Genomic DNA, 13,657 nt, shown 5'->3' on the forward strand with positions numbered 1-13,657 from the left:
GATGCGGCCGACGCGGTACGAGATGATCCGGAGCCTGCTAGAGCCATGACTTTCTCCCTTGAACTGCCTGAAGAAGTCGTCCACGTCCGCGACTGGGTCCACCAGTTCGCCGCCGACGTGGTGCGACCCGCGGCCGCCGAGTGGGACGAGCGCGAAGAAACCCCCTGGCCGCTGATCCAGGAGGCCGCCAAGGTCGGCCTGTACACCCCCGAGCTGTTCGCGGAGATGTCCGCCGAACCGTCCGGCCTCGGGATGATCACCGTGTTCGAAGAGCTGTTCTGGGGCGACGCCGGTATCGCCCTGTCGATCCTGGGCACCGGGCTGGCCGCCGCGGCGTTGGCCGCCAACGGCACCCCCGAGCAACTGGGCCACTGGCTGCCGGAGATGTTCGGCACGCCCGGTGATCCGCATCTGGCCGCGTTCTGCTCCTCGGAGCCCGGCGCCGGGTCCGACGTCGGTGCCGTGCGCACCCGCGCCCGCTACGAGCAGGCCACCGACGAATGGGTGCTGGACGGCACGAAGACCTGGGCCACCAATGGCGGTATCGCCAATGTCCACATCGTCGTCGCCTCCGTGTATCCCGAGCTCGGAACCCGCGGTCAGGCCACCTTCATCATTCCGCCGAACACGCCCGGCTTCTCGCAGGGGCAGAAGTTCAAGAAGCACGGCATCCGCGCCTCGCACACCGCCGAGGTGGTGCTCGACAACGTGCGTCTGCCGGGCAACCTGATCCTGGGCGGGATGGAGAAATTCGAACAGAAGATCGCCCGCGCCCGCGAAGGCAAGCGCACCTCCGGCCAGGCCGCGATGGCGACCTTCGAGCGCACCCGGCCTGCGGTCGGCGCGATGGCGCTCGGCGTGGCTCGGGCCGCCTACGAGTACGCCCTCGAATACGCCTGCCAGCGTGAGCAATTCGGCCGCCCGATCGGTGACTTCCAGGGCACCGGCTTCAAGCTCGCCGACATGAAGAGCCGCATCGACGCCTCCCGGCTGCTGATCTGGCGGGCTGGTTGGATGATGCGCAACAACAAGCCGTTCGCCTCGGCGGAGGGATCGATGGCCAAGCTGTTCGCCAGCGAGACCGCGGTCTATGTCACCGACGAGGCGATCCAGATCCTGGGCGGTAACGGCTACACCCGCGACTATCCGGTGGAGCGCATGCACCGCGACGCCAAGATCTTCACGATCTTCGAGGGCACCAGCGAGATTCAGCGACTGGTGATCGCACGGGCCCTGACCGGCCTGCCGCTTCGCTAATCGCCTAAGTCAGGCGCCCAGGCCACGCCGTTGATGTGGCTGCCGCCGTCGGCGAACAGGGTGTTGCCGGTGAGATAGCGCGAGCCCTCGCTGGCCAGAAAAACCGCGATCGGGGCGATGTCGTCGTACGGGTCACCCATCCGGCCCATCGGATTGGCGGCGTCGGCGATCGCCTCGATCTCGGGATGCTGAGCCGTAACAGCCAGGAACGCTTGGCTTTTGGCGGCCGGGCAGATCGCGTTGACGGTCACCCCGGTCGGTGCCCACTCCCGCGCGGCGGTCCGGGTGAGGGTGCGCAGCGCCTCCTTCGCGGCGTTGTACTCCAGCGAGCCGATGTGTGCATTGACGCCGTTGAGGCTGCACATGTTGATCACCCGGCCCCAGCCGCGTTCCTTCATGTGGCCGAAGGCCGCGCGCATCGCCCAGAAGGGGCCGTAGTACCCGACGGCCAGACCGTGTGCGAGCTCGTCGTCGGTCTTGTTCTCCACGCGTCCGATCGCGCCGCCACCCCAGGCGTTGTTCACCAGGACATCGATCGACCCGTATTCGGAAACCGCCGCGGCGACGGCGTTCTCCACCTGGTCCCGCTTCGACACGTCGGTGGCGACGAACAGTCCGCCGATCTCGTCGGCCATCGAAGCACCTGACGCGGTGTCGAATTCGGCCACCACCACGCGTGCGCCCTCATCGGCGAAGCGACGGGCGATGCCCGCACCGATTCCCGCGCCGGCGCCGGTGACCAGTGCGACCTTGCCGTCTAACACGCCGCTCATCGGGCGAACCCCGCTTCGATCAGTTCGATGGCCTGGCCGCTGCCGTCGAGCTGGCGGGCGGTGCGGCTGACGATCTCCCAGCCACTCTCGTTGCGCTGCAAGTGGAGGAGGTGCACACCGGCGCGAGCCACGGCGAAGCCGCGCGCCTCCCGTCGTACCAGCAGCATGGACTGGCAGATCGCGACGGCCCGGTCACCGTCGACGGTGACCGCGGGCGGGCCGAAGAAGTGACAGCAGCCGCGGGCGATCAACCCCTGGTGCTGCTCGGAGCGCACCATCGCCGCGACGTCGGCGCGACTCGACATCTGCCAGTCGCCGGTGTCGTAGCCGCCGTCCACCGCCCACAGTGCGGCGACCGCGTCGGGGTCACCGGAGTCCACCAGTGGCCCGTAGGAGGCGATGAGCCGGGCGATATCACGTTCGTCCTCAAGGGTTTTTAACCGCTTCTCGAGGTTCTCCAGGGTGTCGCTCACGGCGTCCTCTCTACAGTTCGGCGGCCAGGTCCTTCAATGCTGCGAGCTGGTCGCAATAGTGGCCGGGGGAGTCGGAGCTCACCGAGCATGTGACGGCCGTGGCGCCGACGTCGCGTAACGCGATGAGCCGCTTGACAGTTCGGTCGGGATCGGCAACCGGGTCGACGGCCTGGCCGGTGGACAGCACCACCTCGAACCCAGGCGGAAGGTCTTCTTTTGCCAGCATCGCCTCTACGTCGGCGGTAGTGAGGCCGAAGGGAATCCAGCCGTCGGCCAGACGTGCCGCCCGGCGCAGCGAGCGCAGAGTACGCCCGCCCACCCAGATCGGCACGTGCTCCTGCACGGCGCAGGGTTCGACGGCGAACCCGTCGAACTCGTAGTGGCTGCCCCGGTAGGACGGCCGGGTGGTGGACAGCGAGGCGCGCAACGCGCGGATCGCGTCGTCGGCCCGTTCGCCGCGGCCGTCGAACTCGGCGCCGAGCAGTTTGAACTCTTCGGCCAGTGACCCAACGCCGACTCCGAGTACAAGCCGGCCCTCGCTGAGCCGGTCCAGCGTGCCGAACCGCTTGGCGATGTCCAGCGGGTGGTGATAGCCGAGCACGACGACCGATGTCGCCAGCGTGATGCGACTGGTGTGGGCGGCCAGGAATCCCAGAGTCGAGAGCGGATCCCAATAGGTCAGACCGCGCTGCCCGCCTTCGCCGACCGGAACGGCGATGTGCTCTGCACACGTGAGGTGGTCGAAGCCCAGTTCGTCGGCGGTGCGGGCGATGCGGGCGAGGTCGGCGACTCCTGCGGACACTTCCCACTCAGAGGAGACTCCGGGCAGCTGCATCACCATCGGCGTCGACAGTCCGATCCGCACAGTGCTGTTCTAACCGGCGCCACACCGACCGAATGCTTGCGTCTCGGTGATCGAGACCGCTACGGTGCGGTAGAACGAATTCTCCCCAAGCCGACAGGAGTGCCGATGACCGCGGCTCTGACCGACACTGCGCCGGCCTCGATGCTCGACCGGTTCACGGCCATCATCGACGCTTTCGAGGACACGTCAGCAGGGCTCACCCTGGACCAGATCGCCGCGCGGGCGCACCTGCCCCGCTCGACCACGCACCGCATCCTCGACCAGTTGGTGCGACTGCAGTGGCTGACCCATTCGGGTCGCGGGTACCGGCTCGGGGCGCGCACCTCGGCGTGGGGTGCCGGCGACAGCGCCGACGTGCGACTGCGGTCGGTCGCGGCGCCGGTGCTGCACGAGATCCAGGTGCGCACGGGTGCGGTGGTGCACCTGGGTCTGCTGGACCGCGGCGAGGTCGTTCACTTGGACAAGTTGGGCGGGCCGTCGGCGCGCCAGGTACCCACGTCGGTGGGGGCGCGCATTCCGGCGCACCGGGTGGCACTGGGCGTTGCCGCGCTGGCCGGGCTGTCGCCGGAGGATGTGGTCGCCGAGTTGAGCTACGTCCAGGGCTGGGAGCCCGATGCCGCGTGGTGGGGCGAACTGCACAAGGTCCGCCGCCGGGTCGTCGTCCGTCACGGCGATTACGCCGCCCCGATGGTGTCGGTGGCGGCGACGGTCGGTTCGCGTGCGGCGATCGGGCTGGTCACCTCAGACCGGGTGCTCGCGCAGCGATGCCAGCCGTTGGTCGCCGCGTCGGCCGCACGGATCGCTCGCGCCCTGGCGGGCGCGAACAACTAGCTCGTCGAGCGTGCGCCCTGTCGTCGATTCGTGACGAGAATTCGACGGTAACCAGCACGCTCGGCGACTACGTCAGCCCCATCAGCTTCTGCATCATCCGGTGCGCGCCGGCCACCACCTTCGTGCGGTCCGGATCATCGCGCCGCGCAACATCTTCCGCGTTACCACCGGCCACGAACACCGGGCCGTTCGGTAATTGCTCCAGGCCCTCGCGTGCAACGTCGGCCGGGTCGGCCACTCGCATTCCGGGCACGTCGAAGTTCAGCCCGACCCGTTCCATCGCGGGTGTGCGGGTGACCCCGAGTACCAGCTCCAAAACGTCGACGCCGTAGTCGCGCAACTCCAGCCACAGGCCCTCGGCGAAGATCCGCCCATAGGCCTTCACCCCGCCGTACACCGTGTGGCGCACCGAGCCCAGATACCCGGACATCGAGCCGACCAACAGGATCCCGCCGCGCCGCCGCTCGCGCATCAAGCGTCCGTAATGCTGCGTCAGCGCCATCATCGTGGTGATGTTCAGGTCGATGACCCGTTGAAAATCCGCCAGCGAAGCGTCCAAGAACTCGGCACTGCAGGTGTTGGCGCCCGCGTTGTAGATGAACAGCCCGACCTCGAGCCCGTCAGTCAGCGCGGTCAATTCTGACACCGCAGTTGGAGCAACGAGATCGGTTGCCACGGTGCGTACTTCGACGCCCAGCCCGCGGCACGCAGCCGCGGTCACCGCCAGCGGCTCCGGTTTGCGGGCCACCAGAACAAGATTCACGCCCGACTCGGCCAACAGGCGCGCGAACTCCGCGCCCACGCCCTCAGAACCGCCGGCGATCACCGCCCACGGGCCATATTTCGCATAGGACATCTACCGATCGTGGCGTGCCCCGAACCAAACCGTGACGAGCGTCCCGCTGATCGGTACCGGTGCGCGGTGACCTACCTCATGCCCGATACTGAGGGCGTGCCGCGGATCGGAGAGCCCCGGGCGCCGGCCCGCCCGGCGACCGATGACCAGGAGAATCGCCGTGGCGCGATCCTGTCCGCGGCCACCCGACTGGGTTTGGCCAGGGAGATCGATCGCATCCAGGCCCAGGAGATCGCGGCCGACGCCGGCGTCGCGCTCCGCACCCTGTACCGCTACTACCCGTCCAAGCATCACGTGTTCGCGGCGGTGCTCGACGACCAAGTGGCTCGCTTCCGACCGCCACCACCCAGCGGTGACGCCGCCGACGACATTGCCAATCTGATGGTCGCTGCCTGTCGAAACCTGTTGCGGCACAAACATCTTGCCCACGCGATGATCACCTCGACGCAGATCGTCCGCGCGCAGGCCGATGCGCCCGACGACCCCACACTGCGCGACCTCATCCTCGAGATCGCCGGTATCGACAACCCGACCGACGAACAACTGCGCCGCTCGCGGCTGGTGCAGCAGGCCGCGTTCGGCATCCTCACGTGGACCGTCGGCGGCGCGCTGCGGCCCGAGGACGCGCTCGCCGATGTCGACGTGGCATGCCGGCTACTGGTCGGTGACGTGTTCTGACGACATCCGGCTCGCCAGCACCGAGCCCGTCAGGATCAGCACCAATCCGGCGATGTGGAACCAGGTCAGCGGTTCGCGCAGCAGCGCCACCCCGGCGATGAGCGCCACCGCCGGATTGACGTAGGTGAACAGCAGCGCGCGCGTGGCTCCCACCTCCCTGATCAGTGCGAAGAACACCACGAACGCCAGCGCCGTACATATCCCGGCCAAAGCCGCGATCGCCGCATAAGCGTGTCCGGTCAGGGCGTGCGACGGCCACGTGAGAGCGGCCGGAGTCAGATACACCAGCGCCGCCAGACCCAGGCAGGCCGAGGTCAGCGCCGGGCCGGGCACGTCCGCCAGATACCGCGCGGCGATCAACGGCGCGATCGCGTAACACGTCGCGGTCAGCGGCACCTCGATGACCGGCCACGCCCCGCCCGCCGACAAGCCGGGCCCGGCCAGCACCGCGACCCCGGCCAGCCCGACGCCAAGCCCAGCCATCCGGACAGGGCCTAGCCGCTCACCGCCGGTCAGACGGTCCAACACCGCCGCGATGATCGGCGCGGCGGCGATCAGCAGCCCCGTCAGCGAGCTCGTCAGGTGCCGCTCCGCGTCCGATAGCAGCAGCCAGGCCGCGATCATCTCGAAGAACGCGAAGGCCGCCACTGCTTTCCAGTGCCTGCGCAGCAGGGCGCGGTTCTCCCGCGACACCGCCAGCGGCAACAGCAGCACCGCGCCGACCGCCGACCGGGTGAACACCAGCACCGGCACCGACACCTCGTCGACGGCCACCTTGATCAACAGGTACGGGATACCCCAGATGACGCTCATCGCGGCGAACAGGGCCCAGCCGCGTGCGGTCACGACGACCACCTTACGAACGTGGTAAGTCTGAGGGCGTGTCCGACAGCCTGTTCGACGTGCCCGGCGATGCCGACGGCAGCTCGGCCGCGCCGACGTCGGCTCCGCTGGCGGTACGGATGCGCCCGGCGAGCCTCGACGAGGTCGTCGGTCAGGAGAATCTGCTGCGCCAGGGCTCGCCGCTGCGCCGCCTCGTCGAGGGCTCCGGCGCGGCGTCGGTGATCCTCTACGGCCCGCCCGGCACCGGTAAGACCACGCTGGCGTCGCTGGTGTCTCAGGCCACCGGACGGCGCTTCGAGGCGCTCTCGGCGCTGAGCGCCGGCGTCAAGGAAGTGCGTGCCGTCATCGACAATGCGCGCCGCGCCGCGGCGTACGGCGAGCAGACCGTGCTCTTCATCGACGAGGTGCACCGGTTCTCCAAGACCCAGCAGGACGCCCTGCTCGCGGCGGTCGAGAACCGGGTCGTGCTGCTGGTGGCCGCCACCACCGAGAACCCGTCGTTCTCCGTCGTCGCGCCGCTGCTGTCGCGCTCGCTGATCCTGCAACTGCAGCCGCTGACCGCGGACAACATCCGCACCGTGGTGTTGCGCGCCATCGAAGACCCCCGCGGTCTTGGCGGTGCCGTCACCGTCGACGACGACGCCGTCGACCTGCTCGTGCAGCTGTCGGCCGGTGACGCCCGCCGCGCGCTGACCGCGCTGGAAGTCGCCGCTGAGAGTGGCGAGCACGTCAGCGTCGAGACCATCGAGCAGTCGTTGGACAAGGCCGCCGTCCGCTATGACCGCGACGGCGATCAGCACTACGACGTCATCAGCGCGTTCATCAAGTCGATCCGCGGCTCCGACGTCGACGCCGCGCTGCACTATCTTGCGCGCATGCTCGTCGCGGGGGAGGACCCCCGTTTCGTGGCGCGTCGGCTGATGATCCTGGCCAGTGAAGACATCGGGATGGCCGACCCGTCGGCGCTGCAGACCGCGGTCGCCGCCGCGCAGACCGTCCAACTGATCGGCATGCCCGAGGCGCAGCTGACGCTGGCGCACGCGACCGTACACCTGGCCACCGCGCCGAAATCCAATGCGGTCACCACCGCGCTCGGCGCGGCGATGAACGACATCCGCAGCGGCAAGGCGGGTTTGGTGCCTGCACATCTGCGGGACGGGCACTACGCGGGGGCGGCCAAGCTCGGCAACGCCGTCGGCTACCGGTACCCGCACGATGACCCCGACGGCGTTGTGCCGCAACAGTATCCGCCTGACGAGGTGGTGGGCGTCGACTACTATAAGCCGACCAATCACGGCGCGGAGCGCGAGATCGCCAGTCGGCTGGACAAGCTGCGGGCGATCATCAGGCGCAGGCGTTGACCCTGCAGGAGGACGACACCCCATGACCGACAAGGTCCCACCGGCGCGAGTTGTACGGCTCGTCGAGAACGTGCGAAGCCAGCTGACCCGGCTGAGCCGCCGCATGGCCCCGGCCCCGGCCCAGATGCTCGAGCTGCTGCTCGGAACGTGGGTGTCCCAGGCGATCCAGGTGGCGAGTGCTCTCGGCATTGCCGACGCGCTGGCCGATGGTCCGCTGCCGGCAGCCACCCTCGCCGAACGCGTCGGCGCCGACCCCGACGGGGTGAACCGCTTGATGCGGGCCCTGGTCAGCCGCGGGGTGTTCCGGCGGCATCGCGACGGCCGCTACGGACTCAACGCACTCGGCGAGACGCTGCGGACCGACTCGGCGGTGTCGATGCGCGGCGCGGGGCTGTTCTACGGATCCCGCCAGCAGCGCGAGCACTGGACCCATCTACTCGACGCGGTCACGACCGGCAAACCCGTCGTCGAGTCCTTGCGCGGCAAGGAATTCTTCGAGTATCTGGGCGAGGACCCGGAATTCGCCGAGTTGTTCAACAACGCGATGACGAGCATCTCGGAGTTCGCGGTGCAGCCCGTGGTGGCCGGCTACGACTTCAGCCGTTACCCGACGATCGTCGACGTGGGCGGCGGGCACGGGCGGCTGCTCGCCGCGATACTGGCCGCCACCCCGACGGCCCGCGGCGTCCTCTACGACATGCCCGAGGTCGTCGCCGACGCACCCAAGTTGCTCGCCGAGTTCGGGCTCACCGACCGCGTCGAGGTACAGGGCGGCTCATTCTTCGAGTCGGTGCCCGGCGGTGGCGATGCCTACGTGATGAAGCACATCATCCACGACTGGGCCGACGAGCAAGCGTTGACGATCCTGCGCAACGTCCGGGCCGCGATCAAACCCGGCGCGACACTGCTGCTCCTCGAATTCGTCATCCCGGACCACGACGGGGATTTCATCGGCAAGTGGGTGGATCTGGAAATGCTGGTCGTCGCCGGCGGCCGGGAACGCACCACCGAGCAGTACCGCGAGCTGCTCGCGCAGGCCGGCTTCCGGCTGACCGGCGTGGTGGAGACCGCGTCGCCGATCAGTGTGGTGGAAGCGATACCGGTCTGACGTCGGCTCGCGCGGATTGTGCTCGCCGCCGGATGCCCCGCAGCATCCCGCGCTCCATCACGAAATGCACGATGTCGAAGGCGCTCTGCCCGACGGGACCGCCACTGCCGCGGGCCACGAGCCGGGTCTGCCCGCCCTGCGGGATCAGATAGAACGCCCATGCGCCGGATGCCTTCTCGCCGCGGTGCATCCGTTGGTAGTCCGGCGGCGACATCAGCACCAGATGCGACATCGGTTCCACCTCCGCGACGACCTGTCTGGCCGAATGGCCGTAGCGCTGCGCCAGCCACACGGTGTCGCCGACCTGTAGCTCCTGCCATTGCGGGTGGATGACGTCGGCATTCCGAATCCGGGCACCCACCAGCCGTTCGAGAACGTCGTAACTGTAGAAACCGCCACGGTTCTCACCGATCTGCACCAGCCAGGGCCAGACCTCCTCGACCGGAGCGTCGATCGTGATCGCGCGGGTGGTGCGCGGCCCCGGTTCGACCAGACGGTCTCCGGGAAGCTCCGCGGCGACCTCGTCGGCCGTGGCTCCCCAGGCGTACATCTTCGGCCGAATCACCCAGCGGTACACCCCGGCGATGCCGGCCAGCGCCATCCCCGCGGCCAGTACCGGTCTCTGCTTGCCCATGGCCCGAAAACTAGCCCCGGCCCGGATCCATGTGCAGAGACTTAAGTCACCCCTCTAGGCCATTTCCGGTACGCGCAGCCGGGCGATGGCCAGCTCGAACTCGCCGACGTCGAGCTGATCGGCACCCAGATCCCGCAGCAGGGCGGTCCGCAGCGACCGCGCGGCGTCGCGGCTGCGTTCCATCGCGTCGTGACTGTCGTAGGTCGTCGACACCACGACGCGGCCCGACGAGCGATCACACATCATGCTGGTGCTGCAGAACCCGTCGAGCTGCTCGATCTCCGGCAACACGGTCGTCTTGTAGAACTCGACGGCCTGATCGAACTGGTCCGGTCTGGCCTGCAGCCACGTGGCCCGGACGCACGCGCCGTCGCCGGAGCGGTGATCGCGGTGCAGCGCCGCGATCTGCCACTCGTCCACCGATGGGGTGGCCCCCAGTACCTGCGCCGCCCGGTCGCGGAACAGCCGGACCTCCGCGGCGCTGGCGTGCATCGCCGCGCTGTTCTCCCAGGCGGTGGTGACGATGCAGCGGCCGGATTCACGGTCGGTCAGAAGTGACATGCCCACACATCCGGTCATGGCCTGCAACGCCGGCATCACCTCGTCGCGGAACACCGCGATTCCGGCGTCGATGGATTCCGGGCGCGCGGCAAACGTGGTAGAGCGTGCGTGCACGGTCCACCCCCTTCGACTTCGGGGCAGCGCCCCGGTGGCGCCACCGGCACCCTTCACCTTCCTCCACCCGATATGAGGTGGCAACGGTTTCGCCGAGGTTGGCACACGTCCGTAGGCTTGGATTTCGTGGACACCGACGTGCTCGACATCGACAGCTCCCGGCGGCGGATCGTCGACCTCACCGACGAGGTGCGGTCGTTCTGCCGTGGCCGTGGTGATGGACTTCTCAACGTGTTCGTGCCGCACGCGACCGCCGGCGTCGCCGTCATCGAGACCGGGGCCGGCTCCGACGACGACCTGCTCGACACCCTCGAACGCCTGCTGCCGCGCGACGACCGCTACCGGCACTCCCACGGGTCACCCGGACACGGCGCCGACCACGTCATGCCTGCGATCGTCGCGCCGTCGGTGACGGTCCCGGTGGCCGACGGCACGCCGCTGCTGGGCACCTGGCAGAGCGTCGTGCTCGTCGACTTGAACCGGGACAATCCGCGCCGATCGGTCCGGCTGAGCTTCGTCGGCGGCTGAGCAGAAGGCGCCCGGTAATGTAGTGCGGTCGAAGCGTCCGTCGAGCCGCACCTAAGAACGCAAGGAAACCCAGTGCAGACACACGAGATCAGGAAGCGATTCCTGGATCACTTCGTGCAAGCAGGCCACACCGAGGTACCGAGTGCCTCGGTGATCCTCGACGACCCGAACCTGTTGTTCGTCAACGCGGGCATGGTGCAGTTCGTGCCGTTCTTCCTCGGGCAGCGCACCCCGCCGTACGACACGGCCACCAGCATCCAGAAATGCATTCGCACCCCCGACATCGACGAGGTGGGTATCACCACCCGCCACAACACCTTCTTCCAGATGGCGGGCAACTTCTCGTTCGGCGATTACTTCAAGCGCCGTGCGATCGAGCTGGCGTGGACCCTGCTGACCAAACCGGTCGCCGAGGGCGGCTACGGGTTCGACCCGGAGCGGCTGTGGGCGACGGTCTTCTACGACGACGACGAGGCCGTGCAGCTGTGGCAGGAGGTCGCCGGTCTGCCGATCGAGCGGATCCAGCGCCGCGGCATGGCCGACAACTACTGGTCGATGGGCATTCCCGGGCCGTGTGGTCCGTGCTCGGAGATCTACTACGACCGCGGCCCCGAGTACGGCGTCGAGGGCGGCCCGGAAGCCGACGAGAACCGCTACATCGAGATCTGGAATCTCGTGTTCATGCAGAACGAGCGCGGCGAGGGCACGTCGAAGGAGGACTTCGAGATCCTCGGGCCGTTGCCCCGCAAGAACATCGACACCGGTATGGGTGTCGAGCGCATCGCCTGCCTGCTGCAGAACGTGGACAACGTCTACGAGACCGACCTGCTGCGTCCGGTCATCGACAAGGTCGCCGAGTATGCACCGCGCGGATACGGCCAGGGGTCGCACGAGGACGACGTCCGCTACCGGGTGATCGCCGATCACAGCCGCACCGCGGCGATCATCATCGGCGACGGCGTCACCCCCGGTAACGAGGGCCGCGGCTACGTGCTGCGCCGGTTGCTGCGGCGCATCATCCGCGCGGCCAAGTTGCTCGGTGTCGAGCAGCCGATCATGGCCGAGCTCATGGTCACGGTCAGCGACGCGATGGGTCCGTCGTATCCCGAACTGGTCAGCGATTTCGACCGGATCCAGCGCATCGCGGTGGCCGAGGAGACCGCGTTCAACCGGACGCTGGCGTCGGGGTCGAAGCTGTTCGAAGATGCCGCTGCGGCAACGAAATCCGCGGGTAAGAGCGTGCTGGGCGGTTCGGAGGCGTTTACGCTGCACGACACCTACGGCTTCCCGATCGAGCTGACGCTGGAGATGGCCGCCGAGGCCGGCCTCAGCGTCGACGAGCTCGGCTTCCGTGAGCTGATGGCCGAACAGCGCCGCCGCGCCAAGGCCGATGCCGCGGCCCGCAAGCATGCGCACGCCGACCTCTCGGCGTTCCGTGAACTGGTCGACGCCGGGCCGACGGAGTTCACCGGCTTCGACGAATTGACCTCTGAGGCAAGGATTCTCGGAATCTTCGTCGACGGTAAGCGGGTGCCGGTGGTGGCCCACGGCGGTCGTGAGCAGGCCGCGGAGCGCGTCGAGATCGTGCTGGATCGCACCCCGCTGTATGCCGAGTCGGGCGGGCAGATCGCCGATGCCGGGTGGATCAGCGGTACCGGTGGCGGCGGTGCGGCCAAGGCCGCGGTCACCGACGTGCAGAAGATCGCGAAAACCCTGTGGGTGCACCGCGTCAACGTCGAGTCCGGCGAGTTCGTCGAGGGCGACACCGTCACCGCGGCCGTCGACCCGGAGTGGCGTCGCGGCGCCACCCAGGGCCACTCAGGAACCCACATGGTGCACGCCGCACTGCGACAGGTGTTGGGGCCCAACGCCGTTCAGGCCGGATCGCTGAATCGTCCTGGTTATCTACGGTTCGACTTCAACTACCAGGGCGCGTTGAGCGACGAGCAGCGCGCACAGGTCGAGGAAGTCACCAACGAGGCCGTGCAGGCCGACTTCGAGGTGCACACCTTTAACGAGAAGCTGGAGAAGGCCAAGGCGATGGGCGCCATGGCGATGTTCGGCGAGTCGTACCCGGACGAGGTCCGGGTGGTCGAGATCGGCGGGCCGTTTTCGCTGGAACTCTGCGGCGGCACCCATGTGCACAATTCGGCGCAGATCGGTCCGGTGACCATTCTGGGTGAGTCGTCGGTCGGCTCCGGTGTGCGCCGTGTCGAGGCCTACGTGGGACTGGACTCGTTCCGGCACCTGGCCAAGGAGCGCGCGCTGATGGCCGGGTTGGCCACGTCGCTGAAGGTGCCGTCGGAAGAGGTGCCGGCGCGGGTGGCCAATCTCGTCGAGCGGCTCAAGGCCGCCGAGAAGGAACTCGACCGGGTTCGGCTGGCTACCGCGCGGGCCGCCGCGGCGAACGCCGCCGCAGGTGCCGAGCAGGTGGGTAAGGTCCGTCTCGTGGCGCAGCGGATGTCGGCCGGGATGAACGCCGGTGATCTGCGCTCCCTGGTCGGTGACATTCGCGGCAAGATGGGTTCCGAACCCGGTGTCGTGGTGCTCATCAGTGAAGGCGACGAAGGCACCGTTCCGTTCGTCGTCGCCACCAACCCCGCCGCACAGGACGCGGGGCTTCGCGCCAACGACCTGATCAAGCAGATTTCCTCGGCGGTCGACGGGCGGGGCGGCGGCAAGGCTGATCTGGCACAGGGATCCGGGAAGAACCCGGGCGGAATCGATGCGGCACTGGGGGCGGTTCGCGCAGAGATCGCGCGGAGCTAGCGTCAG

At 68.3% G+C, this 13,657-nt stretch carries 14 protein-coding genes; 7 read left to right on the forward strand and 7 right to left on the reverse strand.

Annotated features, from left to right (window positions below):
- Nucleotides 1-45 precede the first annotated feature (45 nt).
- Entirely contained in the window at nucleotides 46-1,257 is a 1,212-nt protein-coding gene (locus K0O64_RS12765; protein ID WP_096311304.1) for an acyl-CoA dehydrogenase family protein, read from the forward strand.
- On the opposite strand, the gene K0O64_RS12770 is transcribed toward K0O64_RS12765, so the two are convergent.
- The 3 genes from K0O64_RS12770 to K0O64_RS12780 are packed head-to-tail and all read right to left on the reverse strand — an operon-like array spanning nucleotide 1,254 to nucleotide 3,368.
- Nucleotides 1,254-2,030 (reverse strand): SDR family NAD(P)-dependent oxidoreductase, encoded by a 777-nt coding sequence (locus K0O64_RS12770; RefSeq protein ID WP_096311305.1) that lies wholly within the window; start codon nucleotides 2,028-2,030, stop codon nucleotides 1,254-1,256. The two genes, K0O64_RS12765 and K0O64_RS12770, sit on opposite strands and share 4 nt — an antisense overlap.
- The gene (locus K0O64_RS12775; protein ID WP_096311306.1) at nucleotides 2,027-2,503 is read right to left on the reverse strand and encodes a nuclear transport factor 2 family protein; all 477 of its coding nucleotides are present in this window, start codon (nucleotides 2,501-2,503) and stop codon (nucleotides 2,027-2,029) included. Before K0O64_RS12775 ends, K0O64_RS12770 begins: the two co-directional genes overlap by 4 nt.
- Before the next feature lie 10 nt (nucleotides 2,504-2,513).
- The gene (locus K0O64_RS12780; RefSeq protein WP_096311307.1) at nucleotides 2,514-3,368 is read right to left on the reverse strand and encodes an LLM class F420-dependent oxidoreductase; all 855 of its coding nucleotides are present in this window, start codon (nucleotides 3,366-3,368) and stop codon (nucleotides 2,514-2,516) included.
- A gap of 105 nt (nucleotides 3,369-3,473) precedes the next feature.
- Between K0O64_RS12780 and K0O64_RS12785 the strand changes: the two genes are divergently transcribed.
- Complete coding sequence (locus tag K0O64_RS12785; RefSeq protein ID WP_071945374.1) at nucleotides 3,474-4,199, forward strand: IclR family transcriptional regulator; 726 nt, start codon at nucleotides 3,474-3,476, stop codon at nucleotides 4,197-4,199.
- 67 nt (nucleotides 4,200-4,266) lie between these two features.
- Here K0O64_RS12785 and K0O64_RS12790 read toward each other — a convergent pair whose 3' ends face one another.
- Entirely contained in the window at nucleotides 4,267-5,055 is a 789-nt protein-coding gene (locus tag K0O64_RS12790; RefSeq protein WP_096311308.1) for an SDR family NAD(P)-dependent oxidoreductase, read from the reverse strand.
- Nucleotides 5,056-5,133: 78 nt separating this feature from the next.
- On the opposite strand from K0O64_RS12790, the gene K0O64_RS12795 reads away from it, so the two are divergent.
- A complete protein-coding gene (locus tag K0O64_RS12795) occupies nucleotides 5,134-5,733 on the forward strand; it encodes a TetR/AcrR family transcriptional regulator (protein WP_225933706.1) in 600 nt (199 codons plus the stop codon).
- Here K0O64_RS12795 and K0O64_RS12800 read toward each other — a convergent pair.
- Complete coding sequence (locus K0O64_RS12800) at nucleotides 5,710-6,579, reverse strand: DMT family transporter (protein WP_096312835.1); 870 nt, start codon at nucleotides 6,577-6,579, stop codon at nucleotides 5,710-5,712. The genes K0O64_RS12795 and K0O64_RS12800 overlap by 24 nt on opposite strands.
- 35 nt (nucleotides 6,580-6,614) lie before the next feature.
- Here K0O64_RS12800 and K0O64_RS12805 point away from each other — a divergent pair, with 35 nt between their 5' ends.
- Together K0O64_RS12805 and K0O64_RS12810 are read left to right on the forward strand one after the other, a co-directional pair.
- Nucleotides 6,615-7,937 (forward strand): replication-associated recombination protein A, encoded by a 1,323-nt coding sequence (locus K0O64_RS12805; protein WP_096311309.1) that lies wholly within the window; start codon nucleotides 6,615-6,617, stop codon nucleotides 7,935-7,937.
- A 22-nt stretch (nucleotides 7,938-7,959) separates the two neighbouring features.
- A complete protein-coding gene (locus K0O64_RS12810; protein WP_096311310.1) occupies nucleotides 7,960-9,045 on the forward strand; it encodes a methyltransferase in 1,086 nt (361 codons plus the stop codon).
- Here the strand turns inward: K0O64_RS12810 and K0O64_RS12815 are convergent.
- Nucleotides 9,017-9,679: a hypothetical protein gene (locus K0O64_RS12815; protein ID WP_096311311.1), complete on the reverse strand. Its 663-nt coding sequence runs from the start codon at nucleotides 9,677-9,679 to the stop codon at nucleotides 9,017-9,019. The genes K0O64_RS12810 and K0O64_RS12815 overlap by 29 nt on opposite strands.
- Before the next feature lie 54 nt (nucleotides 9,680-9,733).
- The gene (locus K0O64_RS12820; protein ID WP_096311312.1) at nucleotides 9,734-10,354 is read right to left on the reverse strand and encodes an antibiotic biosynthesis monooxygenase; all 621 of its coding nucleotides are present in this window, start codon (nucleotides 10,352-10,354) and stop codon (nucleotides 9,734-9,736) included.
- A 126-nt stretch (nucleotides 10,355-10,480) separates the two neighbouring features.
- Here K0O64_RS12820 and K0O64_RS12825 point away from each other — a divergent pair, with 126 nt between their 5' ends.
- Both K0O64_RS12825 and alaS read left to right on the forward strand, forming a co-directional pair.
- A complete protein-coding gene (locus tag K0O64_RS12825; RefSeq protein WP_071945359.1) occupies nucleotides 10,481-10,882 on the forward strand; it encodes a secondary thiamine-phosphate synthase enzyme YjbQ in 402 nt (133 codons plus the stop codon).
- A 72-nt stretch (nucleotides 10,883-10,954) separates the two neighbouring features.
- Nucleotides 10,955-13,651: an alanine--tRNA ligase gene (alaS, locus tag K0O64_RS12830; protein WP_096311313.1), complete on the forward strand. Its 2,697-nt coding sequence runs from the start codon at nucleotides 10,955-10,957 to the stop codon at nucleotides 13,649-13,651.
- Nucleotides 13,652-13,657 lie beyond the last annotated feature (6 nt).

This window comes from Mycolicibacterium pallens, assembly GCF_019456675.1.
In the GTDB taxonomy this organism is placed as follows: Bacteria; Actinomycetota; Actinomycetes; order Mycobacteriales; family Mycobacteriaceae; genus Mycobacterium; species Mycobacterium crocinum.

What these genes read in the sequence shown, in the direction of transcription:
- K0O64_RS12770 (WP_096311305.1), bottom strand. Translation starts at nt 2,030, where the DNA reads ATGAGCGGCGTGTTAGACGGCAAGGTCGCACTGGTCACCGGCGCCGGC.
- K0O64_RS12815 (WP_096311311.1), bottom strand. Translation starts at nt 9,679, where the DNA reads ATGGGCAAGCAGAGACCGGTACTGGCCGCGGGGATGGCGCTGGCCGGC.
- K0O64_RS12785 (WP_071945374.1), top strand. Translation starts at nt 3,474, where the DNA reads ATGACCGCGGCTCTGACCGACACTGCGCCGGCCTCGATGCTCGACCGG.
- K0O64_RS12790 (WP_096311308.1), bottom strand. Translation starts at nt 5,055, where the DNA reads ATGTCCTATGCGAAATATGGCCCGTGGGCGGTGATCGCCGGCGGTTCT.
- K0O64_RS12765 (WP_096311304.1), top strand. Translation starts at nt 46, where the DNA reads ATGACTTTCTCCCTTGAACTGCCTGAAGAAGTCGTCCACGTCCGCGAC.
- K0O64_RS12810 (WP_096311310.1), top strand. Translation starts at nt 7,960, where the DNA reads ATGACCGACAAGGTCCCACCGGCGCGAGTTGTACGGCTCGTCGAGAAC.
- K0O64_RS12795 (WP_225933706.1), top strand. Translation starts at nt 5,134, where the DNA reads ATGCCCGATACTGAGGGCGTGCCGCGGATCGGAGAGCCCCGGGCGCCG.